General features: G+C 60.9%; 24 protein-coding genes, 3 pseudogenes and 1 other annotated feature. Of the genes and pseudogenes, 6 read left to right on the forward strand and 21 right to left on the reverse strand.

Features of this window, described 5'->3' with window-relative positions:
* Positions 1 to 286 precede the first annotated feature (286 nt).
* Positions 287 to 1,300, forward strand: a complete 1,014-nt coding sequence (locus tag AB4Y42_RS37310) for an AraC family transcriptional regulator (protein WP_368696996.1) — start codon at positions 287 to 289, stop codon at positions 1,298 to 1,300.
* Between the two features lie 377 nt (positions 1,301 to 1,677).
* Here AB4Y42_RS37310 and AB4Y42_RS37315 read toward each other — a convergent pair whose 3' ends face one another.
* From AB4Y42_RS37315 to AB4Y42_RS37335, 5 genes are all read right to left on the reverse strand, one after another.
* Positions 1,678 to 2,220, reverse strand: a complete 543-nt coding sequence (locus AB4Y42_RS37315) for a hypothetical protein (protein ID WP_368696997.1) — start codon at positions 2,218 to 2,220, stop codon at positions 1,678 to 1,680.
* Between the two features lie 104 nt (positions 2,221 to 2,324).
* Entirely contained in the window at positions 2,325 to 2,663 is a 339-nt protein-coding gene (locus tag AB4Y42_RS37320; protein WP_368696998.1) for a hypothetical protein, read from the reverse strand.
* Between the two features lie 8 nt (positions 2,664 to 2,671).
* A complete protein-coding gene (locus AB4Y42_RS37325; RefSeq protein WP_368696999.1) occupies positions 2,672 to 3,073 on the reverse strand; it encodes a type II toxin-antitoxin system VapC family toxin in 402 nt (133 codons plus the stop codon).
* Positions 3,073 to 3,309, reverse strand: a complete 237-nt coding sequence (gene vapB / locus AB4Y42_RS37330) for a type II toxin-antitoxin system VapB family antitoxin (protein ID WP_368697000.1) — start codon at positions 3,307 to 3,309, stop codon at positions 3,073 to 3,075. The genes AB4Y42_RS37325 and vapB overlap by 1 nt, the downstream gene beginning before the upstream one ends.
* A 138-nt stretch (positions 3,310 to 3,447) precedes the next feature.
* Entirely contained in the window at positions 3,448 to 3,915 is a 468-nt protein-coding gene (locus AB4Y42_RS37335) for a DUF2726 domain-containing protein (protein WP_368697001.1), read from the reverse strand.
* Between the two features lie 228 nt (positions 3,916 to 4,143).
* Between AB4Y42_RS37335 and AB4Y42_RS37340 the strand changes: the two genes are divergently transcribed.
* A complete protein-coding gene (locus AB4Y42_RS37340) occupies positions 4,144 to 5,844 on the forward strand; it encodes a hypothetical protein (RefSeq protein ID WP_368697002.1) in 1,701 nt (566 codons plus the stop codon).
* A 124-nt stretch (positions 5,845 to 5,968) separates the two neighbouring features.
* Here AB4Y42_RS37340 and AB4Y42_RS37345 read toward each other — a convergent pair whose 3' ends face one another.
* The 6 genes from AB4Y42_RS37345 to AB4Y42_RS37370 all read right to left on the reverse strand — a co-directional run bounded on the left by AB4Y42_RS37345 (position 5,969) and on the right by AB4Y42_RS37370 (position 10,209).
* The gene (locus AB4Y42_RS37345) at positions 5,969 to 6,853 is read right to left on the reverse strand and encodes a hypothetical protein (protein WP_368697003.1); all 885 of its coding nucleotides are present in this window, start codon (positions 6,851 to 6,853) and stop codon (positions 5,969 to 5,971) included.
* 294 nt (positions 6,854 to 7,147) lie between these two features.
* Positions 7,148 to 7,627: a TraB/GumN family protein gene (locus AB4Y42_RS37350; protein ID WP_368697021.1), complete on the reverse strand. Its 480-nt coding sequence runs from the start codon at positions 7,625 to 7,627 to the stop codon at positions 7,148 to 7,150.
* A gap of 560 nt (positions 7,628 to 8,187) precedes the next feature.
* A complete protein-coding gene (locus AB4Y42_RS37355) occupies positions 8,188 to 8,670 on the reverse strand; it encodes an RES family NAD+ phosphorylase (protein ID WP_368697004.1) in 483 nt (160 codons plus the stop codon).
* The gene (locus tag AB4Y42_RS37360; protein WP_368697005.1) at positions 8,667 to 9,173 is read right to left on the reverse strand and encodes an antitoxin Xre/MbcA/ParS toxin-binding domain-containing protein; all 507 of its coding nucleotides are present in this window, start codon (positions 9,171 to 9,173) and stop codon (positions 8,667 to 8,669) included. The genes AB4Y42_RS37355 and AB4Y42_RS37360 overlap by 4 nt, the downstream gene beginning before the upstream one ends.
* A gap of 80 nt (positions 9,174 to 9,253) precedes the next feature.
* The gene (locus AB4Y42_RS37365) at positions 9,254 to 9,535 is read right to left on the reverse strand and encodes a hypothetical protein (RefSeq protein ID WP_368697006.1); all 282 of its coding nucleotides are present in this window, start codon (positions 9,533 to 9,535) and stop codon (positions 9,254 to 9,256) included.
* A 98-nt stretch (positions 9,536 to 9,633) separates the two neighbouring features.
* Positions 9,634 to 10,209 (reverse strand): hypothetical protein, encoded by a 576-nt coding sequence (locus AB4Y42_RS37370; RefSeq protein WP_368697007.1) that lies wholly within the window; start codon positions 10,207 to 10,209, stop codon positions 9,634 to 9,636.
* Between the two features lie 382 nt (positions 10,210 to 10,591).
* Here AB4Y42_RS37370 and AB4Y42_RS37375 point away from each other — a divergent pair.
* Both AB4Y42_RS37375 and AB4Y42_RS37380 read left to right on the forward strand, forming a co-directional pair.
* Positions 10,592 to 10,796, forward strand: a pseudogene (locus AB4Y42_RS37375) (GntR family transcriptional regulator); the annotation flags it as partial.
* Between the two features lie 268 nt (positions 10,797 to 11,064).
* Positions 11,065 to 11,194 (forward strand) — a sequence feature (AL1L pseudoknot).
* Positions 11,157 to 11,276, forward strand: a pseudogene (locus AB4Y42_RS37380) (class II aldolase/adducin family protein); the annotation flags it as partial. Its footprint overlaps the feature before it by 38 nt.
* Before the next feature lie 57 nt (positions 11,277 to 11,333).
* Here AB4Y42_RS37380 and AB4Y42_RS37385 read toward each other — a convergent pair.
* The 10 genes from AB4Y42_RS37385 to AB4Y42_RS37430 all read right to left on the reverse strand — a co-directional run bounded on the left by AB4Y42_RS37385 (position 11,334) and on the right by AB4Y42_RS37430 (position 19,529).
* Entirely contained in the window at positions 11,334 to 12,653 is a 1,320-nt protein-coding gene (locus AB4Y42_RS37385; protein WP_368697008.1) for an MFS transporter, read from the reverse strand.
* Between the two features lie 64 nt (positions 12,654 to 12,717).
* A complete protein-coding gene (tcuB, locus tag AB4Y42_RS37390) occupies positions 12,718 to 13,938 on the reverse strand; it encodes a tricarballylate utilization 4Fe-4S protein TcuB (RefSeq protein ID WP_368697009.1) in 1,221 nt (406 codons plus the stop codon).
* Positions 13,925 to 15,334 carry an FAD-dependent tricarballylate dehydrogenase TcuA gene (gene tcuA, locus AB4Y42_RS37395; RefSeq protein ID WP_368697010.1) on the reverse strand — a complete coding sequence of 470 codons (1,410 nt, stop codon included), beginning with the start codon at positions 15,332 to 15,334 and terminating at the stop codon, positions 13,925 to 13,927. The genes tcuB and tcuA overlap by 14 nt, the downstream gene beginning before the upstream one ends.
* 52 nt (positions 15,335 to 15,386) lie before the next feature.
* On the reverse strand, positions 15,387 to 16,352 hold the full coding sequence (locus tag AB4Y42_RS37400) for a LysR family transcriptional regulator (RefSeq protein WP_368697011.1): 966 nt from the start codon (positions 16,350 to 16,352) through the stop codon (positions 15,387 to 15,389).
* Positions 16,353 to 16,755: 403 nt separating this feature from the next.
* Positions 16,756 to 17,349, reverse strand: a complete 594-nt coding sequence (locus AB4Y42_RS37405; protein WP_368697012.1) for a hypothetical protein — start codon at positions 17,347 to 17,349, stop codon at positions 16,756 to 16,758.
* A gap of 32 nt (positions 17,350 to 17,381) precedes the next feature.
* Positions 17,382 to 17,624: a hypothetical protein gene (locus AB4Y42_RS37410; RefSeq protein ID WP_368697013.1), complete on the reverse strand. Its 243-nt coding sequence runs from the start codon at positions 17,622 to 17,624 to the stop codon at positions 17,382 to 17,384.
* A gap of 234 nt (positions 17,625 to 17,858) precedes the next feature.
* On the reverse strand, positions 17,859 to 18,167 hold the full coding sequence (locus AB4Y42_RS37415) for a hypothetical protein (RefSeq protein ID WP_368697014.1): 309 nt from the start codon (positions 18,165 to 18,167) through the stop codon (positions 17,859 to 17,861).
* A gap of 105 nt (positions 18,168 to 18,272) precedes the next feature.
* Positions 18,273 to 18,554, reverse strand: coding sequence for a DUF6566 family protein (locus AB4Y42_RS37420; RefSeq protein ID WP_368697015.1), 282 nt, complete (start codon positions 18,552 to 18,554; stop codon positions 18,273 to 18,275).
* A gap of 80 nt (positions 18,555 to 18,634) precedes the next feature.
* Complete coding sequence (locus AB4Y42_RS37425; protein ID WP_368697016.1) at positions 18,635 to 19,048, reverse strand: Hsp20/alpha crystallin family protein; 414 nt, start codon at positions 19,046 to 19,048, stop codon at positions 18,635 to 18,637.
* 40 nt (positions 19,049 to 19,088) lie between these two features.
* The gene (locus AB4Y42_RS37430; RefSeq protein WP_368697017.1) at positions 19,089 to 19,529 is read right to left on the reverse strand and encodes an Hsp20/alpha crystallin family protein; all 441 of its coding nucleotides are present in this window, start codon (positions 19,527 to 19,529) and stop codon (positions 19,089 to 19,091) included.
* Positions 19,530 to 19,724: 195 nt separating this feature from the next.
* Here AB4Y42_RS37430 and AB4Y42_RS37435 point away from each other — a divergent pair, with 195 nt between their 5' ends.
* Both AB4Y42_RS37435 and AB4Y42_RS37440 read left to right on the forward strand, forming a co-directional pair.
* A complete protein-coding gene (locus AB4Y42_RS37435) occupies positions 19,725 to 20,363 on the forward strand; it encodes a diguanylate cyclase (RefSeq protein ID WP_368697018.1) in 639 nt (212 codons plus the stop codon).
* A 47-nt stretch (positions 20,364 to 20,410) separates the two neighbouring features.
* Positions 20,411 to 20,593: pseudogene (locus AB4Y42_RS37440) on the forward strand (hypothetical protein); the annotation flags it as partial.

The raw sequence follows: 20,593 nt of genomic DNA on the forward strand, positions 1-20,593 counted from the left end.
GATGGGTATCCGCGGAATCCAGAAACGTGCGGAACGAGGGAAAACCCCTGCCCAAGCGTGCGAGGGTAATTGAGGATGGCTGCCGCAGCAGGGCAGGCCTACAGTACGCAGCGGCCGGCAGAGGGCCAGTTCCTGCGCCTCTAGCGTCGCGCGGCTTGCTTGAGGCTTCGGGAGCGAGGAAACTATCCGGATGTCCCACGCGACTATCCGCTTCCGTCAGACGGTTCGTGGAGTCGGGAAAATCGCGCACGGATCAGGTGCGCGCGAACGTTCTTGGAGCGCTTCTATGGAGCATCTTCCCGCTGCGAATATGCTGGTCGGCGCGGCCTGCTTCAACAGCGACACCCTGTTGCTCGAATCGGGCGACCTGAACGAGGTGCGCGAGTGCGTCGGCTCAGTGTTCAAGCCTCACAAGCTCGCGCTGCCGGGCGCTTCACACCAGTTGCCGAGCCGCATGTACCACGCCCGGCACGGTAGCCTGTCGCTCAATCTGCTCCACTATGACGGCGACGTGACGATCGATCCCGAACGTCTCGACAGCTTCTTCCTGTTGCAGATTCCCGTGAGCGGCGGTGCTGAAATCGAATGTGGGGATCGCCGTTTCGATTCGTCGCCGGCCGTTGCGTCGCTCGTGTCGCCGACGCTGCCTTTGCGGATGCGCTGGATTCATTGTCCGCAGGTCGTGCTGCGCATCGAGCGCGAAGCGATCGAGCGCCACTGCGCGCGCCATTTCGGCACTGAAGAGCGCGCAGCGGTGGAGTTCGAGCCTGCATTCGAACTAGCTTCACCATCGGGCATGTGCCTGTTGCCACTGCTTTCGGTGCTGGGGAATGCTTTGAGCGATCCGGGGCACCCGCTGCGTCATCCACTGGCCTACGAGCAGTTCGAGTCGACCTTGCTCAACGCGCTCGTCTATGGTCAGCCCAATACGGCGCGCAGCGGCGCGCGGCACTCGCGTGGACCGCTTGCGCCGTTCTACGTGAAGCGGGTCGAGGAATATGTCCGCGCACATCTGCATGAACCCCTGACCATTGAGCGGCTCGCCGAATTCGCAGGCGTAAGTGCAAGCACGCTGTTTTCCGGCTTCCGCAATTGCCACGGCGTGAGCCCGATGGCCTGGGTGCGTCAGCTGCGTCTTGAGCGTGTGCACGATGAACTGCGTGGCGCAGCGGCTGGACCGGTGTCCGTTACAGACGTCGCGTTCAAATGGGGGTTCGCCCACCTGGGCCGGTTCGCAATGGAGTACAAACGGGTGTTTGGCGAATCGCCATCGGTTTCGTTACGAAACCGTTCCGGCTAAGCGAACGGTCGGGGACAATCTGCGAACGGCTCGCATATTTAACATAAAAACAATTAGCGAAGTTTTATACGCAATCCTAATCAAATGACCCGCCGAAGTACCACGATGAGTCGACCCTACCGGAGTTTGCGGTTGTTTGGCGACGCCCCGCGACTAAGAGATCATCGCTCCGACACGGGGCGTGGGCGGAATCGAGGGCCTGGACCAACCACCAAAAAATGCGCGAAGTCCAGGCGACAGATTCCAAAAAACCAGCTCCAGCTTGAGATACATGAAGGCTACGATCGCACCACCCACCACGCGAAACGCGACCAACGACCACCAGATCCGTTTAAGGGTAGGTTGCATGAACGTCTGTTTCCCTATCGGTCAGCGATCTATATGTCTGTCGGCAACGTCACAACAATCACTTCATGATGCGACCGCAGTTGCGAATTTCCATGGCGGATCATGCCTTGCAAGTAGGCAAGTCTCATATGGCCTTCGATAAGCTGATATGGCTCTAGAAACGGCAGATTCGCCTCCCTCGGGTGGCCGTACCGCCCCGCGTCGCGGGCGACGATCATCGGTGCCGGAGTCGTCCCGGTGGCCAACATGGTACGACCCAGCCATGTCGCGCGCCTATCTTTCCCCTCAAACAGCTCGTCGCCCCAGAATCGCAGTGTTTCCGGCCAGCTGCCCACGTGCCCGATCGTCAGGATTTCACTGGAGCTCATCTGCTTTAGTTCGTATGCCCACTCGAGCGGCCGAAGCGGAAGCCACCATTGAAAATCCCGCCAATGACGGTAGATCCAGGTCTCAACGACGCTAGATGGCACATGTCTGTATTCGGCAGGCCAGCGTTCGAAATACGTATCGAACGGCTCGACGTCGGAATCGCCGTAACAAATTGGATCAGGTATTCGCGCTTTGTCCATCACTTGCCATGTTCCTACCTACGTTCCGCGCCATGCGAGCCTGCCACGTGACGAACGCGCAAGACGACCAGAGCCTGCTCTTCTTCCACTCGCGGCCTGGCCTCGCTTTATCGTTCAATACGCCCATGCTTGACCAGACGCGACTTGATCGCCCCGGTGGTGCGACCGTGTGCGGCGGCCAGCTCTTTGACGTCGGCCCCGGCGTCGAAACTCTCGAGCAGTCTGTGATCCTCTTCTGGGGGCCAGGATGTGCCTGCTTTCTCCGCCCTCTTCTCGCGTGGCGCCGGCTCGCCAGTCAGTTCTCCGAGTGCCTGCGCGGCCGAAAACAGCGCGCGGATGACGTCCGGCTGGTTGAATTGACTCTGCCCGGACAGGACCTCGCCCGTAAGCGGATCGATGCCGTCAGCGAGGGTGCGGATGATCGGGAGGGCTTCTTGAGGAGACATCGTTCGTCCTAGTCGTTCAGCCAGTTTTCGAGCTTGATGCCGGGATACGCCGCGAAGTCGCGCTCGTTGTTTGTGACGAGCACGACGTCCAGGGAAATCGCATGCGCGGCGATGAGCTTGTCGAGGGCGTCTTTCTTGCGCTCGCGCGTCGCCTCACGCACCGGACCGTATGCCTGCGCGGCGGCCACGTCGAACGACGCAACGGGAATGTCGTCGATCAGGGCCGCGAGGTTGCGGCGCTCGCGTGCCTTGTTCGCGCACACGCTCACGCCGTATTCGAGCTCGGCGTAGGTCACAGCGGACATGACCACATCCCCGACATAGCATTGGGCGAAGCGCTGCGCGACCTGCTCAGGCTGGTTTTTCATCAGGTAGATGCACATGTTGGTATCGAGCATGAAGCGCGGCATCACAGACCCTCGCGCTCGGCCTGATCCTGCTCGCCGCGACCTTCAGCCATGAAATCCGGCCCGAATTTCGCAAACTTCTTCAACACGCCGCTGAGCGGACGGCGCGCAGGGCGAATACGGATTTCGTCCCCGACGCGCTCAATTTCGAGTTCGACGTCACTGCGCTCGTAGGCCAGATCGGCGGGAATGCGGACGGCCTGGCTGTTGCCGTTCCTGAATACGCGGGTAGTGTGCATTGCGGCCCCCCAATGTGTGTACTATGGATGTACTATAGCGCAGCCAGCGCGCAATGTAAATCCGCGTGTGTACATACCTCGGATGCGTACCGTCGCCGCCGCCCTGCTGCCTGCACAGACCAGGCTGCAGGCATCGCGTCACCTTGGCGAAAATAGTGCGACGCGAATCTCGCGCGCTCGTCTGGCTTGCTCCGCGACTGGAAACGCACGGTGCGAATACCCGCAGTTTCCAGAAATGCATCGCGCTTTGCGTCCCGCGCGGTTGTGGGTTCTGTCATCGAGTTCGACGACCGCAAGCAGTTCGAGCCCGGCGGTGTAGACCGCGAAATCGACGCGCTTCTGGGAGATCAGGCGGAAATCGGCTAGGCTTGCCTTGCCTTGCCTTGCCTTGCCTTCGACTTCGGCGTGATCAGTGCGGACATGGCAACCTGCGGGAAGATGTACGCGTCGGGTAGCGGCCGTCTGAGCCGGCGGAAGATAGCAGTCAGGATCGGCTGCTGCGTGTACCGCGGCTTGCGCCGTGGCGAAAGCGGAGGCCGAGCCTCTCGATTGAATAGTGTCAGAGTGCTTGACAGTCCGATCGAAACAACGTAGATTATGAACCATGCTCTTTTGAGCAACCGTCTATTATAGGGGCCAATCTGCGCAAGCGGAGCGGCTCCTATCCCATTTCTGCTCCAGAAAAGAAGCCACTGACAAATGTGGTTGCCCAGTCCTGATCTCCTGAAAGCGCCCCAACACGAAGGGCAGTCAATATTCATCGCTCAGCTCTGGCATGAGCTCCTATCATCGAATAGTCCAGACACGTTCCGGGCGCGGGCACTTGATCTTCCAATGTTGCTGGAAGAACTTGTCAGGATTTGCGGCTACGCCCAGCAGGAGCCGAAGTGGATTGGCCACGTCCACCTGATTTGTGAAGAGATCGAAAGTCACCTCGCGGGTCCGTTGACGATAGGAACGATTCCAGGGGTTGCGGAAGCGGTTCTTGGAAATATCGCGAAGTTTCGGTTAAACAATATCGCTGAATTGGCAAGGCTCATTGAGCAGGTAAAGATATTCCAGCAACTAAATAATTCATATTTAGAAAATTTGCTGAATTCTGGGCGGGCACTAGCGTTCAACGGTAACAAAAAGGAAGATCTATCGAAGGTAATGGGTGGGTTGGCGACCCACGTTCAGCATAGTGGAGCCGGTGAAGAATCTATAGCTAAGATAAACGATGATTTTTGCACCCGCTCGCCAGATGACGTTTTCGAACAACTGTGCGACGATGTAAAAAGTAAAACGCGGACTTACTCGTGTTTTATTGCTATTTCAGCCGAACGATCGGTTGCATCCTCTTTGTTCGCCGGCCTGGAGTTTCAGGAGGTTGGCGCAAGTGCTTTCGAACTGAGCGATGTCGTGAAGGAATGGATCGGCATTCGTAAGGAAGGAATCACAGTCCGATTGGTGGTGTCTGCGGCATCGCGTCTCAAGGCCGCGAGTCAGGCGCTTTCCGAGATATCCAAGCTGATACAACTGCACGCTCTCTATGCAAATAGCGTCGCAGTTGGCGCGTCGGCGAAAGTGTTGGTTGAAGAAGAAGGTCAATATGAGGTCGTCGAGGTTACGCCGAGCCGGCATTTTGGCTTGGAGCCTAGAAGAAAAGCAGAAGAGCTTTCACGTGACCGCTACCTGATGCTAAAGACAAGGCTCCGCGGGCGTCTGGCGAACTTGTTGGAATCTCACTCGTTGGCTGTTTCTGCGAACGATGCCAGATCGGCGGTTTTCCATCTCTGGACTGCACTGGAGACTTTAGCCAGTGGTCTGGGCTCAGAGGGGATTGGCGATCGCGTAGCAAACGTCGTGGCGCCGATCGTTGCTTGGCGTAGAGTCGACAAGATTGTGACCTACCTTGCCTTCAGTGCGCATCAACTGCGGGGGCACGCCGGGCTCAAGTATGATTTGAGTCTTTTCCCTAGATCGGATGGGAGAAGCATTCATAAATTCGATATTTTGAAATGCGTCACTGGGAAATTCAAAAACCCCGAGATTATGGCGGCGTTCGATTTGTTTGGACAAAGTCCGCTGTTGAATTTTAGACTCCATCGTACTTGGCATGAGTGCTCCTCACCCGTCGAGTTGCGGAGTACATTGCAAAAATCACAGAAGAAAATCAAATGGCAGGTGATGCGCTTCTATCGCGCAAGAAATCTCCTTGTTCATTACGGAGAGGTTGACCACTTGGCTCTGCGACTGCTTGAGAACGCGCAATATTATCTTTCCACGTGCGTTGGCCGCGTGCTAAACGATTTGCAGGCAAATGAATCGTGGGAGCTCAATACATCGCTGGAATTTCAGCGTCATCGTTTTGAGAGTCTTTTGCGTCGTCTCGATGAGCGACCGAAGGAGGTGAGTGCTAACGAATTGTTAGTTCACGCAGCGCCTGCAGATGCAACGCATGTGATTTGGCCGGATTTTGACAAAAAGAAGAAAAAGTCCGGGCATCAGAACTTGGAAACTGGTGATGCGTTGTCGGTCACGGCAAGCGAGTGAACAGGAATTCGTACCGAGCGCGAGTTTGCAGGTCGACGAAGTAACGCGAGGAGCATCGACGCGCGACTGTAGCAGTGGGCTGGCGCGTCGATATCACGATGAACTTGTGTGCCGGAGAGTAGCTTTACTCCGGGGCAATTCCCTCTGACACGAACCACGCCTGCATGAGGTCGGCTGATGCTTGCAGATCCGTTGCCAGCATGCTCCGGAGGTCGCCATAAGCCTCGTTCACGCGTCTATCGTTCGAGAGGATGCGTCCAAAATGGGACGCAATGAGAACATAATGCTGATCGAACTGATGGTTCAACTCAGTTGTCGGCTTCATCGTCGAGATATCACCTCCGTCCCGTAATGCGAGCAGAGCATGACGGACCATCAGATAATCAAATCTGAAATTCGAACTTGCGGAATCCGACAGCTCCGTTGCGTCATCGCTTGAGAGCCGATAGTCAGTTTGCAGACTTTTGGGCGCGATAAAGTGCGTCATCATGTGTGCAAGTGCAAGAAGATCTGTCATCTCAACTCGACGACTCCGAATAGTTTTCAGAATCTTTTCCGGCAGTCGATTTTTTAAGATTTCAACGTATCTTGAGGTTCGACTCTTGGCAAGTTCGGCGTCGAGATCTGCGGTGTTCAGCCTTGCACGCGCGTTTTCAATGTGCTTTTGCAAGTCGATATCGTTGTCAGCCCTAGAAGAGGCGAGATCGGTAATTAGTTTCCGCACGAAATCAGTATAGGGCTGAGAAATTACCTGATCGGGGGTCAAGGGCAAAGCTAAGCGGGCTTCGGTAGAAAGTAACTCGCCTACGCTCGGTGCTGCGAGTACTCGGCTTTGATGTCCGTCGAATGCGCGCAGCGCTAGCTTCATCGTTGTCAGCCAATGCTGGTTTTTGCACATCTCTACGATGGCTGCATCAGCTATAACGAATTTGGCGTGTGGGTCCGTGTCGATGGTCGAACCAATAAGGCCGCTTTCGAGAACGTTAACGTCAACTACATAAATTGCCATCTGATTTCCTATTGGGATTGCTTTGATTTTTCTGCGAAACCTGCGGTGATTTGTTCGCGACGGTAATTTGCGGACGACGCCCTTTGATCTTTGAGAGGCCAGTATACGACCGGCCGATCCGTCCGCCATGGAGTTCCACACTGCTGAGTTATCTGCTACCCGGCTGATTTCCCGATTTCAACATTTTCGGGCGCGAGTTTGAAGGCAACTGCTGCTGTGCTGCACTATTGCTCCAAAATGTGCGCCCATCGACATAATTGCATTTGTTCCGGCGCATTGAATGGCTGCATGATCCTAGTCGAAATTGTTTGCCGGCGTCTTTGGAAATTCGATGATGTCTACTGCATAGCCTTTGCGCCCGAGAAGGGCGATGAGCCAGGACGGACCGGGAAGATGCATGGCGCCCACGTCTATCACGGCGTGTCCCTCGTTGAGATAGCCTTCTAGAGATTGGAGCCACGCGCGATTGCGCTCGACGACCATGTGCTGATCAAATTCCGCTGCCGCGCCTGCGGAACCGAGCGACTCAAGCGTTACCTTGCGCATAGCTTCGTAGTCGCCGGCGTTCAATGCATCGCAGATCTGCTCCAGTACAGTCTTCGGATCGTGCGGGAGTGCCCACCGGAATCCGCTTAGATTTGCTTGCGGCGATATCTTTCGACGCTCAGTTCTACCCAGTTGTCGCCCTCTAAGACTTCGGGATGAAGACCATAGCGTGTCGCGATGTTGAGCAGCTAGGTATCGCGCGAAAGCGCGAACCTGAGCAGAGGACAGATGGTGTAGGCGAGCGCGTTGGCCTCGTGCGGTGTCGCGTCGTCAAGTCGTTTGCGCGCAGCTTCCTCCGACAAACCCGCGCATTTCGCACGATGAAGGTAAGTGGCGACTTCGCCTTCCGTGAGCTCTGTCCACCATTTGCTCCCAACTTCCGGCGGCAACCGCGAATCACCAGTATGCTCGACAACGAAATGTCGGGCACCCTCAAAACGCCGGCGAAGGCTCGCGTAGGCCGTCAACAGGCCCGTGGAGCAATCCGATGAGTACGCTTTCCTGCCCATCAGGTGCCGTCACACGCAAAATCGGCACGTCGGTCGTCGGGGCCACGATCGCGATAGACGCTGCAGCAGCGACAACTAGGGCAGTCGCGCCACGAAACGCCGCACGCAGCCCACTCCGGCCTACATTACTTAACATAATTAAGATTATCGAATTTTCGAACGATCGTGCTTTTTAGGTTGGATGATGTCTGGAGAGCACCTTGGCCGCCGGCACGCACATCGCGAACCCTGATATTTGATCGCGGGGCATAGTTCATCCGCCTGCAATCGACATCGGCCTCATCGCGTCGGCTGGCCAAACAGCCGCGGATCCAGCATAAAGCGTTCCGTGTTGATCACCTTTACGCTTGCCATTTCCGGATGCATCGGGTTCAGCAGCAGATTGAAGTCGGTAGGACAAACGACCGACGGGACCCGCATCGCCAGTTGCTCGCCCGCTTCAAGCCATTGCCGGCCAAGCGCCCTTGTGGCTGCGGGATCGCTCGTCAGGTCCGCCCAACCCTCTGGGAGATCCGGGACAAGAGCGGCATCGTAGACAGCGTCCGGCACCTCCAGCGTCACGAGGAAATAGCCACCGGCCGGCAGCAAGCCCGCCATGTGCACCAGCGCCTCAAGCAGCGCCGTCGAAGCGTGGCAACAGGTGTAAAGCACCCGCATGCCACGCGGGTTCCAGCGGCCGCCGGCGATCGCCGCACCATTGCCGCTCAGGTCATCGGCACGGTAATACCCGCGCCGCTCTTTCGCCAGGCGGTAAAGCCTCATGCAGACACGCCGTGAATGACGCGCAGCAGGATCTCACGCACGCGGTCGTAGCCCGGTTGCGAGTCGAGCACCTCGAGCGGGCTGAGTCCACCCAGTTCCGCATTCGATCGCTGCATCCACTCGGCGGCCAGCGCCGGGTCCTCAAACACCTCGACAGCAAGTTGGCGCACATAGAGCACGCGCGCAACACGATCCGACTCGGCTGGCGACAGGCGCTCTGCGCGCGCCATCTTGCGCAGGATCGTCGAACTCGGCAGATTGAGACTCGCGAGCAGCGTCTGCACCGGCACGTGCAGCAGGTCCTTCGCCACGCGCTCGATGATCGCCGCTTCCATGCCTTCCCGGATCTGCCGGCGTTGCTCGAGCGGGTCGAGCCTGACGAGGAACGTTTCGATATCGTCAGCGTGGGCACCGGGTCTGCCAGAGCCGGCCAGGGCCTTGCCGGCATGTGCGGCACCCGGACGCGCGGCCGAATGACGGCCGGACGGTTGATTCAGGGACATGTTGCGCTCCTCCCAGATGGGAATTCCATGACTCCCATTTTAGATAAATCTCAAACGGGAATCAAGGCTCTCCCATTTGATTATCCTTCGACCTGGTCGTAACATGCAGGCAACGTCCGTGCGACAAAGCGCAAGGCGAGACGGCTTCCGAGATCAAGCTCGTTCTTGTGCGGTATCGCAAGGTAGCGGTCAGAGGTTTCGAGGTCGTCAGGTAACTCCTCATCATCGAACGCCTCGCTGGAATCGGAAGTCCAGTAGACTTCTCCCGTATCGAGCGAGAGATATGCGCTATGTTCCATCGGCGCCGCGCAGCTGACAAAGTCGAACGCCATGGAAAGATCGTCGTGCCTGACTGCGACCATGGCTCTCCTCCGCCTGGGTTATAACCGTTCGAGGCGCCGGTTCGCAAACCGGCTCGGGGCCGGGGATGGCCGCCCGTTTTCCGCGTCGGCACCGCGACTCAAAGCTCATCGCTCGGATCAGCGATCTCGAGCCGGAACTGCCATCCTTCCATGCTCATGAGCATTCGCCCAAGATCGTCCCATGAGACCTCCTTGCCGTCGACGACCACGAGTGGCAGGTGGTCTGGCTGGGATTCGTCCCATTCGATACGCCCGCGCACCGTGCTGTCAATGATCCGGCGTTCACGAAAATCGACGTGCCTGACCGACAGCGCGCGACGAATCTTCTCGACGAGGCGCCCGAGCAGCACGAATACATCGTCGTCAGCTTCGCCGATCAGCTGGAACCGGTAACCGGCGGGAAGCTCCCCTCGAAGCTCGAAGCCATCCAGCGCAATCCGGGCGCCCAGGAGCCGGAGCTGGAAATGGAACTGGTGGGTGTCCCCCTCACAGTCAATCAGCTGGATGGGGTCGAGCCGGACGTTCTCGAAATCGGTGAATCCGGCGGACGCAGCAATCCTGGCATTGAAGCACGAAGTGCAGAGTAACTCATAGTGGCCATCGCCATAACCGCAGTGGATGGTGTCCCAGGGCGGCGTCTGGTTGCCGCATTGTTCGCATCGCCTGTGTGCCATGTCGTGCCTGCTGTAACGTTTTCCCTGCGATCGCCAGGATGTTGATTTCCGGTTGCCGTTTTCGACACTACTGACCGGACGTTGGGGGCAACATGCGGCCGCGAAGGCGTATTGGGGTGCGCAGTAGCTGGCGAACGGATACCGCTATTTTGACAGACACGACGAGCTGCGCGTAACTGGTGCCAGGTGTCTGGCGCGACGTGACCGGCAAGGTCAAACGCCATTCATGACCGGCGCGTTCGATGAGGTCGTGCCGCACGGTGGGTTCCATGCGGTGGCGCTACAGGACTGATATGCCCGAAGCTTTAGAACTGGCACCGCGTCGATGCAAAATATATAGGAATACAAACAAAAACTAGCAAAACTTCGATCATTAGCGCGACATGACGAACATTCTACCGAGCGCATCCGCATCGTGCGGCGGCTCGATTATCTCAAGGCGCATCGCACGAGTCATCGATCGTGGCAAGTTTGGCGAGGCTGCCATCCTGCTGCGCGGTCAGATTACGCAAAGCAAGCTAGAAGTGCGAAAGATCACGCCGTCGATGCTCGCGACGGCGCGCGACGAAAAGCTCCCTTTCGTGAGCTACGAAGTATCCCTTTTCCGGACACCGTCACTCGCTACGACTGGTCCGGAGCCAGATGTCGGGGCGTGCAATGTTATCGAAATTACGACGGATTATTCCCGGCGACGCCACTCGCTAGTCTGCGGCGCACCTTGGGCGCAGTCCTCCGGAACCACCTACGCATCGGTGACCGGCTGGCAAGAAAAAAGGGGCTAGCGCTGGCTCAAACACCCGGTTTGAGCGGCGGGCCCCTCTATACCGCTCCCTCAACAAAGCACCGTTTCATCGATGCGTTTTTCGCCCAGGCGGAGCTATACCGCCGTTTCAAGTCCTGCAGGCGTTCGTCGATCAGCATCGCGACACCTTTGGGATCGAGCAGATGAGGTGCTGGAGGAAACCTACATGAATTATCAGCCTCAGACGCGCCGCCCGTACGGCGTGATGGAATGGCCCGCGCTGCTGCGCAAGCTGGATCGGATCGATCCTTCGTATCGAGAATAACGCGCGGCGTCCTTGCCACGCCAGCCAGCTTGGCAAGGACGAACGAAGCGCGCTTATTTATCCCAGAGGAGCCGCCGAAGCGTTCTGCCCTGCCCTGCGCCGATAGAGCCCAAGCGTCGCGCCCAGCCCGCACAGCGCCGCGAAACTGAGCCAGTAGCCGGGCGCGGCCTTATCGTGCAGGACCTGAATGAGGAACGTCGACACGGCGGGCGTAAAGCCCCCAAAGAGCGCGGTCGCGAGACTGAACGCCAGCGAGAAACCCGCCACGCGCACTTCCGCGGGCATAACTTCGGTGAGCGCGGCGACCATCGCGCCGTTGTACATACCGAAGAAGAATGAGAACCACAGCAGCACGCTCAGCATGCGGCCAAAACTCGGCGCGGCGGCGAGCCACGACAACGCCGGATACGCCGTGAAAATTGCGAGTATCGAAATGGCGAGCAGAATCGGCTTGCGGCCAATGCGGTCCGACAACGCGCCGCCAATGGGCAGCCAGATGAAGTTCGACACACCCACGAGCAGCGTCACCATCAGGCTGTCTTCCGTGGAGAGCTTGAGCACAGACTTGCCGAACGTCGGCGTGTACACGGTGATGAGATAGAACGTGGTCGTCGTCATCGCCGTGAGCAGCATGCCGCTAATCACGATGCGCCAGTTGCCGAGCAGCATCGCGTAGATTTCGCCCACGCCCGGATGATGCCGGCGCGCCTTGAACTCTTCGGTTTCCTGCAGCGAGCGGCGCAGCATGAACAGGAACGGCACGATCGCGCAGCCGATGAAGAACGGAATGCGCCAGCCCCACGCGCCGATCTGCTGCGCGCTCATCCAGTGATTGAGCGCATAGCCGAGCGCCGCCGCGATCACGATGGCCACCTGCTGGCTGGCCGACTGCCAGCTCGTATAGAAGCCCTTGGCGCCGGGCGTGGCCATTTCCGCGAGATAGACCGACACGCCGCCCAGCTCCGCGCCCGCCGAAAAGCCTTGCAGCAGCCGCCCGATCAGCACGAGCGCGGGCGCGAGCAAACCGATGGTCGCGTAACCCGGCACGCAGGCGATCAGGATCGTGCCGCTCGCCATGATCGACAGCGTGACGATGAGGCCGGTGCGCCGCCCTACTTTGTCGATATACGCGCCGAGAAAGATCGCGCCGAGCGGACGCATCAGGAAGCCCGCGCCGAACACGGCGAACGTGAGCATGAGCGAGGCGAACTCGCTCGACGTCGGAAAAAATATCTTCGAGATCGACGTGGCGTAAAAGCCGAACAGAAAGAAGTCGAACTGTTCGAGGAAGTTGCCGCTCGTCACGCGCAGGACGGTTGCGGCCTTGGAGCGGCTCGAGCCGCCTGGCGCGCCGGCGCTCAGGTCTGTGGGGGTCATGATTGTGTCTCCTCTAGTTGGTATGCCGGCGAGCGGCGCGATGTTGCTGTGGTGCGTCACTCGCCTAGTCAGAACCCAGGCCCAGCGCATTGGGCTGCCGCTTTTCAACGGATGATTTCAGCAACGCCACCGCTCGGAAAACGCCGTGCGCGAACTTGCCATACGGCAGCGTCGCAAACAACGCCATCACGATCCCCAAGTGCACCGCCAGCAGCCACGGCATGCACGCCGTGGCGCGAAACGCCAGCAGCGCGAGCCCCGAGGCGCTCGTAAGCAACAGCAGCGCGATGAAGCCGCGGTCCATCGGCCGCTGGCGCGCATCGCCCTGTTCGGGATGTCGCTTCAGGTTTAGCCACAGTAGCCCCGCCGGCCCGACGATCAGCCCGATACCGCCCGCCGTGCCCAGCAGCACCGGCACGCTGAGGAATGCGTACGGAGCTTCGAGGCCGAACAGGTAGTGATAGAGCGTCGCCACCACCGTGGCCGAAAAGCAGAGCATAAACCCGTAAAAGGTGAAGTGGTGAAAGCGCCGCCGCGCGAGCGTGAAGGCGTCGCTCGACTCGTTGCAGCCGTCGCCGTGGCCGCCGTCCAGATATTTGAGCGTCAACGCGTTCTTTGCCGCTTCCGCCATGGCAGGCGGACTCGCGCTCGCCGTGGCCGGGGAGACGTCGCGCCAGAAGCGCGTCACGCCAATGCCGAGCGCCACGACGGCGAACAGAAACACCGCGCCGAACAGCGCCGCGAGCAGATTGTGCGGGAAGATCGCGTAGAAGTTCGCGGGCGCGACGTCGCTGCCAAGGCCGCCGTGCATCGCCGTGCCGAGCAGCAAAAAGAGCGCGAGAGCAGCCGCCAGCGCAACGGCGAGCGTCAAGCCATTGCGCTTGTACAACGAGCCCAGCGCGACGGGCCACGCGTATTCCGTGTAGGTTTCGAGGCGCACCTTCGCCATTGCCTGCGGCACGTTCACGGCGAACTCGTGCGGCGGAGCGTACTGGCACGCGTGATAGCACGCACCGCAGTTGTGGCAGAGGTTGGCGAGATAGTTGACGTCGGCCTTGCCGAACTCGAGGCGGCGCGTCATCGCCGGGAATACGGCGCAAAAGCCTTCGCAGTAGCGGCAGGCGTTGCAGATCTGCATCTGCCGCGCCACTTCGCCTTCGCTTTCGGTCAGCGGCACGATGGGAATCACGCGTGAGCCGCTGCCCTGGGTCCCCTGAAGCGTTTTCTTTATATCGGCCGGCGCTGTGCGCGTGTGTTCGGTCGCAAGAGCGTCAGTGCGCTGCATGGTGAGTCTCCGTCGTCTGAAGTGCGGCGCGTGCGGCCTGCGTGCCGGCAATGCGCCCGAACGCTGTGCCGATCGACATGCCAACGCCCGCGGTATAACCCTTGCCGAGCACGTTGCCCGCCATCATCTCGCCCGCCACGAAGAGGTTCTCGCTCGCCTCGCCGCCAAAGTGCACCTGGGCGCGGTCGTTGGTCTTGAGGCCGAGATACGTGAATGTGATGCCCGGCCGCAAGGCGTAGCCGTAGAACGGCGGCGTGTCGATGGGGCGCGCCCAATGCGTCTTGGCGGGTGCGAGGCCTTCGGTATGGCAGTCGTCGAGCGCGGTGTGGTCGAACGTGCCCACGCGGCACGCCTCGTTGTATTGCGTGAGCGTTTCCATGAAGCGGGCTTCCCGCAGATTCAGCCTGCGTGCGAGTTCGGGCAGCGTGTCGGCCTTCTCGCCCGGAAAGACGGGCGGCATGAAGCGGCCGATGGCCTTCGCGTCGATGATCGAGTAGCCGATCTGCCCCGGCTGCTGCGCCACGAGCCGGCCCCAGATGGCATAGCGCTTGGGCCAGAAGTCTTCGCCTTCGTCGTAGAAGCGCTCGGCGTCGCGATTGACGACAACGCCCAGCGAGACGCAGTCGATGCGTGTGCATATACCGCCGTCATAGAGCGGCGCGCGGGCGTCGATGGCGACACAGTGCGATTGCGACGGATCGCCGATCATGTCTGCGCCGGCGTCCATCATGTGCCGGATCAGCACGCCCCTGTTGAAGCGCGTGCCACGGATCAGGAAATTGTCGGCTGGCCACTCGCCCCGGTCGTTCTGCCCCCACGCCTCGCGCAGCCATTCGCGGTTCGATTCGAAGCCGCCCGCCGCCAGCACGCAGGCGCGCGCCTCAAAGCGCTGGTTGCCGCTCTTCGCCGCGACGAAACGGCTGCCTTCCAGTTCCAGAGCGTCGACGGGTGTGTCGTAGCGAATCTCTACGCCCAGCGCTTCCGCGCTGCGGTAATACGCGTTGACGAGCGCCTTGCCGCCGCCCATGAAGAAGGCGTTCGTGCGCGCCACGTGCAGCGCGCCGGAAAGCGGCGGCTGAAAGCGCACGCCGTGCTTTTGCATCCAGGGGCGGCATGTAGACGACGCGCGGATGGCGAGCCGCGCGAGGTGTTCATTCGTAATCCCGCCGGTTACTTTCAGCAGGTCCTGCCAGAATTCTTCTTCCGGATAGGCGTCAACCAGGACGTCCTGCGGCGCGTCGTGCATGCAGCGCAAATTGCGCGTGTGCTGGGAATTGCCGCCGCGCCATTCGCGTGGCGCCGACTCCAGCATCATCACCGAAGCGCCCGCTTCGCGCGCCATCAACGCCGCACAGAGTGCGGCGTTGCCTCCTCCGATCACGAGTACATCGACCATCGTGTTTGCCTCCTTTCGGACGCACTCTAACGGTCGCGCTCGGCCTCCGCCATCAGGGGGGCGTCAACGGGCCTTCAGTTTTTGTGAAGACCTCCGCCTGGCGCAGGCGCGCCCCTGGCCAGCGGCCTTCGCGCACGAGCTCGCGGGCCACGTCGGCGAGCACCACACGAGCGGCGAGCCCCGCAGGCGAAAGCTCGTCGTCGGAGACGCTCGCGATCATGTTGGGCCGCGTTGCGTAGCTTTCGGCCACCGGCACGCTGGCCAGCACACCGTTCTCCGGCCGCGCGAGCGCGGCGCCGGGCTGGATGGTCGCAGCGCTGCCCGCGCGCACGAAGTCCATCAGCAAAGCGAGGCCGTCCACCTCGGCCACGATGTTCGGCTCATAACGGGCGCGCCGGAACGAAGCGGAAAGCAGCGAGCGCAAACCATGTACGCCGCTGGGCAGCACAAGCGGCAGCTCGCCCAGTTTCCCGAGCTTCACGGATACGCCGGTTGGCATGCCTGCCAGTTCGGGAGCGCCAATCACGAAGAGCCGCTCGTCGAGCAGCGATACCACGCTCCAGCGCTGCGCGGGTTCCGGGCGGAACAGCACGGCCAGATCGATCTGGCGCGCGCTCAACATGGAGGCGAGATAGCCGGAGAGGCTTTCGACGATGCGCAGGCGCACATCGGGATAGCGCGTGCGCATGGCCTGCATGAAGGCGACGCCGAGTACGCTGGCGGTGCTGGGCGCCATGCCCACGCTCACGTGGCCCGAGAGCCGGGCGGCGCGGGCGGCGAGCGCAGCATCGTCGATATGGCGCAGTGCGAGCTGCGCCTGGCGCCAGAACGCGAGACCGGCGTCGGTGGGCACGACACCGCTGGAGGTCCGCTGCAGCAGGCGCGTAGACAGTTCGCCTTCCAGACGGCTGATCTGCTGGCTCAGCGCGGAAGTGACAACGCCGAGTTCCAGCGCGGCCTTGCCCATGCTGCCATGCTCGACGACGCTGAGAAAATAGCGTAGCTGTCTGAGTTCCATTTCACGATCGGCGAAGACGAGAGTTCGCCGATATTGTCGCAGAATGGCACTCGACGCAAAGGGCTTCTCGCGGCGCCTGGCGCACCCGTCATGCCAACGCTCGTAACTCGCCAAGGAGAAACTCATTCCCCATTGATTGCTTCCTCCCTATCGGACTGACTACCCGTCATATCGAGTTCTCCAAGCTCGCGGAGCTCTCTGCAGTCGGCAGGTCGCGCAGTGTCTGGATCCGGCGCGCAAAGGTATCTGCCGACGCTACTTAACGCCGTCGAATGATGAACCGATACAGCAGCATTTCAGTCTGAAGCGGGTTCGCTCGATGCGACCGATGGCTCGCGAAAACCGACCGCTACGACATGAAGCGAAGTTCCCGAGCCGGATATTTGTCAGTACGGCATCTGTGCTAGTTGCGCTGGAGCGCGCGACGCACTCGCGAATTCATGGCGCGGCCGACTGGCAGCCCAATAGCCGAAAGAAAGTATCGCGCCTGCGGGAAACCGCTTTCAGGGTAGCGCTCGAAAATTCGGTTGAACTCCTCGACCAGCGGACGGGCGCGCACCGGCACGGGCGCGTCAGGCCCCAGCATCAAGGCGGTCTGTCCAAACTTGACTGGTCCAGCCTTGATCAGGGCACGCAGCCCGGAATTCGCGCTGCCGCGCCCGAACAGCTCCATGCCGTATGCGCGGATCATGGCGCGCACGATCGCTTCCGCAGCGGGCGTAAGCGGCGGCATGGCCTCGACCAGGCGCAGATGCAGTGAGCGCGTATCGGGCGCGGTGAATCGTCCGATATCGTCGATGTCTGCTTCGAGACGCTGCACCGGCAGATCCGCGCTAAAAAGCATGAACCGGACGCGTTCATAAAGCGCTTCTTCGTCGGACTGGATGACTGCCATGTCTGTCATTCCCTGTTCCTTGAGGTGGTTTGTTCCCAAATGCTGCCGGACGCACAGCGAGCCGGCCGGACCCGGACCGACCCCCAAGTCCGCCTTGTTCACCCTGCGTCCGCACGGCAGTTGCTGCCTGGAGGCTAGCTCCGTCGGACATACCGGTCCGAAACAACCGAGCGCTGCTGGATCCATGCGACGGCAAGCTCCAGCGCTTCATCGCGTGCCTCCTGGACGTTGGCAAAATCTCCATCGACACCGAGCGTGCGTATTTCGCCCGCCCGGTCGGTAACGACGGCCGCAGCTGTGTAACGGCCACTCCCGGTGGCGGTGACCACCGGCCGGACCTCGCAGCCGTGATACTCGATGACTTTGTCCGTTTGCATATCACACCTCCGGCTGAGCATCATTTCCGAAACAGCTCCGGACACGCGGAATTCGCGTCCGGTCTGCTAAGTACAGCACCTGTCATTCCCCGACCTGCACGCTCGGGTCGCCATCGATTGCACGCTGCCGCGACGACCTGTATCGCAGCGCGGTTACCGGAGAGTTTCACGGCAACCTCGCGCCCACACGCGAGCGCGGAGATGACAACCCAGGCGTTGCGATCGCACAACCATTCAGCCTGCATGTCCCGGCACCACGATATCCGTCGGTTGGCTGCCCGGCACGGGGGACGGCTCCGGCCTCTCCCCACCGCCGTTGCCGGCGGCCTTCCGGCATCGACGTGTTGCGCCCCCCGGGTGGAGCGCGTCGAGGAACGTTCGGCCCTTCCCGGTCAGGTATGCGCGGCGTGCGCCCTCGGCGCAATGTTCCAGCATGACCAGCTGGCGTTCGAGCAGCGCGTCGAGCTCGGCGCGGTCCATGTCGAGCTGGTCCGGCGCCTGACGAACCAGCATCAGGGTCGCAAATTCGTGTGGACTGAGCATTTTCTTCTCCCGTAAAGCAGGGGCCCGAAAGCAGCGGCCCCCCGCAGAAAAACGAAACGTAGTGCAAGCCGGACAGGGGCTGTGCCACCATGCAACGCGGCGCTGTCACGCGAGCAATCGCGCCGGCGAACCCGTGTCGTTCAGACAGCCCGCGTTGATGGCGCGTATCGCGTACTCGACCGTCTTCCGATGCGCCTCGTCCACGCTTGCCCAGTGCTGGGCGTAGCGCGGCAGATGCCAGTCCGCGACCGTCTGCTCCGCGTGCCGGATGCGCACGACGGCCACGTACGTATCGAGGCCGGCATGAGGCAGCGCACAGTGCCGAACCGGAAACGCGCTGGTCTCGATCACGAAGCCCTTCCAGCATTCGCTGCGTACGTTGTCCATAAATACCTCCGCGTGACAGGTCACGCGGCGCGGGCCGTGCGGTCCACGTCGCATGACCGGACTTGCCCCTGTGCGTACGCCTAGCCAACGCTCACCTCAATGCGTCGCGGCTTTGCCTCCTCACGACGAGGAACGGTGAGCTTCAGGACGCCATCGCGCAACTGTGCGTCGATGCGCGAGGCGTCGAAATCGGGGCTAAGCGTGAAGGCGCGTCTGAAGTCCGGTTGAAGCACCTCGCCATGCTGCAGGCGCAGTCCTGATGGAACCGGAATCACTGCCTCGGCCTCGATGTTCAGACTACCGTCCTGCACGCGCACGTCGAGCTTTTCGCGCGGCACGCCCGGCAGGTCGGCATATAGCGTGATGCCGCGGCTGTCCTCGAAGATGTCAACCGCAGGTGAGATCCGGGTCAGCTGCTTCGCAGGTTGCGCACCCTCGCGCGAGGCAACGTCAGTGCGCGACTCACGGGCGGCCAGTTCAGTGCTGTCGTTCATGATGTCCTCCGTGCTTTCACGTACTCCATTTGCGCCGGGCTCACTGGACGGCGATGGCGCGTGGCTTCGACGCCTCGGAACGTCCGACGCTCACCGTCAGGCAGCCGTTCACATAGCGCGCACTGACCTTGTCGGGGTCCGCGTGCTGCGGTAGCTCGATCACGCGCCGGAATGCCCCCATGAAGCGTTCCCTGGCGTAGACGCGCGTCTCGTCGTCCGCTTCAGGTTGCGGCGGCTTGCGCTCGCCACTGATCGTCAGCACCCCCTTGTCGATCGAGACGTCGATTGCTGCCGGATCGAGTCCTGGCGCGAACGCGACGATCTCGACGCTGTCGTCGGTGCTGCCGATGTTGACGGGTGGAAAGGTTTCGCTGCGCGTGGCGCGCAGGCTTGCGGGCAAGCCCGCAAAGACGCTGGCCATCTGCCGTTGCAGGCGGTCGAATTCGCCCAGCAGATCGGTGCTGAAGAAAAGATCGCTCATGACTGGCTCCCAGAAACCGGGGCCGCACACGAAGACGAACTGAACCACGCGCTCCAGTCCGCCTGCCCGTGGGAAGCCCCGCCGACAAACAAATCGAAACACGCAGCGCGTATCGCGACTGCCTGAGCGATGCATAAAATAGCGCAAGGAACGGAAATTTCAAGAGGCCCTGCAACATGTCAACCGGGAGGCTTCATGGACCTTTTCGACAGGCTTCAGGAGCAGATCGACACCGTGCGCCTGCCGCTCTTTGCCGTCACCGTCACGGCGGCGGCGCAGGTGAATACGCCGCTCATCGCAATACTCCACTGGCACGGATTCCGGCGCGCGACGCCGCTTGTCCTGCCCGGCATCAAGATCCCGCCACGACCGGTCCCGGGATCGGCCGTCCAGCTCGATGCACCGTGGCACAGCTTCGAGACCGTGGACACCATGCTGCTGGATGCTGCCTGGCAATCCGGCGCGTGGGATGTCGAGCGCGTCGAGCGGCGCGGCTGCAACGTGATCGGCGCGAGCGCCGCCGAGGCATTCGCCTGCCGGCAGGCGTTTGGCGACTACGGAGAAGACGGAGCCCGCGACCGGCCGCTTCTCGATGACGAGATCGATCGCGAGGCGCTGATGCAGCTTGCCGCGTCCAGGGGTTATGTGCGCTGGCTCTTCCGCCCCGTCAAGGGCGGCCTGTGGGGCACGCTCAATGAGCCGGACGACACCTTGGACGCCGACGGCGGACGCCAGCCACCGTGTCCGGTACCACCGGCGCCTCGCCGGCCTGGCGGGCGCGGCCGCACGGTTTATCGCCTCGGCGCCGTCCATCGCGTCCTGCTGTCACGCTGAAACAATTTGTTACAGATAGCTATTTTCACGCCCCCTTGAAGGGCGCGATGGCCGCCTCTATTTCGCTTTCCGCCAGACACTGGCACGGCTGCACCGCAGCGCTCTGCGCGCCGCGGCACCCGCAGCCGGATTCCCTTATTGGTGATCCTTTAATCGCTCAGGAGATGGAAATGCAGATTCGTCCCCTCTACGACCGGGTTATCGTCAAGCGAATCGAAACGCAGCGGACG

It is taken from the genome of Paraburkholderia sp. EG286B, from assembly GCF_040965655.1.
Lineage (GTDB): Bacteria > Pseudomonadota > Gammaproteobacteria > Burkholderiales > Burkholderiaceae > Paraburkholderia.

Bases quoted from the DNA above. Each gene is read 5' to 3' on its own strand.
- AB4Y42_RS37310 (WP_368696996.1), top strand. From the start codon at position 287: ATGGAGCATCTTCCCGCTGCGAATATGCTGGTCGGCGCGGCCTGCTTC.
- AB4Y42_RS37320 (WP_368696998.1), bottom strand. From the start codon at position 2,663: ATGTCTCCTCAAGAAGCCCTCCCGATCATCCGCACCCTCGCTGACGGC.
- AB4Y42_RS37325 (WP_368696999.1), bottom strand. From the start codon at position 3,073: ATGCCGCGCTTCATGCTCGATACCAACATGTGCATCTACCTGATGAAA.
- vapB (WP_368697000.1), bottom strand. From the start codon at position 3,309: ATGCACACTACCCGCGTATTCAGGAACGGCAACAGCCAGGCCGTCCGC.
- AB4Y42_RS37335 (WP_368697001.1), bottom strand. From the start codon at position 3,915: ATGGTTCATAATCTACGTTGTTTCGATCGGACTGTCAAGCACTCTGAC.
- AB4Y42_RS37340 (WP_368697002.1), top strand. From the start codon at position 4,144: ATGTTGCTGGAAGAACTTGTCAGGATTTGCGGCTACGCCCAGCAGGAG.
- AB4Y42_RS37345 (WP_368697003.1), bottom strand. From the start codon at position 6,853: ATGGCAATTTATGTAGTTGACGTTAACGTTCTCGAAAGCGGCCTTATT.
- AB4Y42_RS37355 (WP_368697004.1), bottom strand. From the start codon at position 8,670: ATGAGGCTTTACCGCCTGGCGAAAGAGCGGCGCGGGTATTACCGTGCC.
- AB4Y42_RS37360 (WP_368697005.1), bottom strand. From the start codon at position 9,173: ATGTCCCTGAATCAACCGTCCGGCCGTCATTCGGCCGCGCGTCCGGGT.
- AB4Y42_RS37365 (WP_368697006.1), bottom strand. From the start codon at position 9,535: ATGGTCGCAGTCAGGCACGACGATCTTTCCATGGCGTTCGACTTTGTC.
- AB4Y42_RS37370 (WP_368697007.1), bottom strand. From the start codon at position 10,209: ATGGCACACAGGCGATGCGAACAATGCGGCAACCAGACGCCGCCCTGG.
- AB4Y42_RS37385 (WP_368697008.1), bottom strand. From the start codon at position 12,653: ATGACCCCCACAGACCTGAGCGCCGGCGCGCCAGGCGGCTCGAGCCGC.
- tcuB (WP_368697009.1), bottom strand. From the start codon at position 13,938: ATGCAGCGCACTGACGCTCTTGCGACCGAACACACGCGCACAGCGCCG.
- tcuA (WP_368697010.1), bottom strand. From the start codon at position 15,334: ATGGTCGATGTACTCGTGATCGGAGGAGGCAACGCCGCACTCTGTGCG.
- AB4Y42_RS37400 (WP_368697011.1), bottom strand. From the start codon at position 16,352: ATGGAACTCAGACAGCTACGCTATTTTCTCAGCGTCGTCGAGCATGGC.
- AB4Y42_RS37410 (WP_368697013.1), bottom strand. From the start codon at position 17,624: ATGCAAACGGACAAAGTCATCGAGTATCACGGCTGCGAGGTCCGGCCG.
- AB4Y42_RS37415 (WP_368697014.1), bottom strand. From the start codon at position 18,167: ATGCTCAGTCCACACGAATTTGCGACCCTGATGCTGGTTCGTCAGGCG.
- AB4Y42_RS37420 (WP_368697015.1), bottom strand. From the start codon at position 18,554: ATGGACAACGTACGCAGCGAATGCTGGAAGGGCTTCGTGATCGAGACC.
- AB4Y42_RS37425 (WP_368697016.1), bottom strand. From the start codon at position 19,048: ATGAACGACAGCACTGAACTGGCCGCCCGTGAGTCGCGCACTGACGTT.
- AB4Y42_RS37430 (WP_368697017.1), bottom strand. From the start codon at position 19,529: ATGAGCGATCTTTTCTTCAGCACCGATCTGCTGGGCGAATTCGACCGC.
- AB4Y42_RS37435 (WP_368697018.1), top strand. From the start codon at position 19,725: ATGGACCTTTTCGACAGGCTTCAGGAGCAGATCGACACCGTGCGCCTG.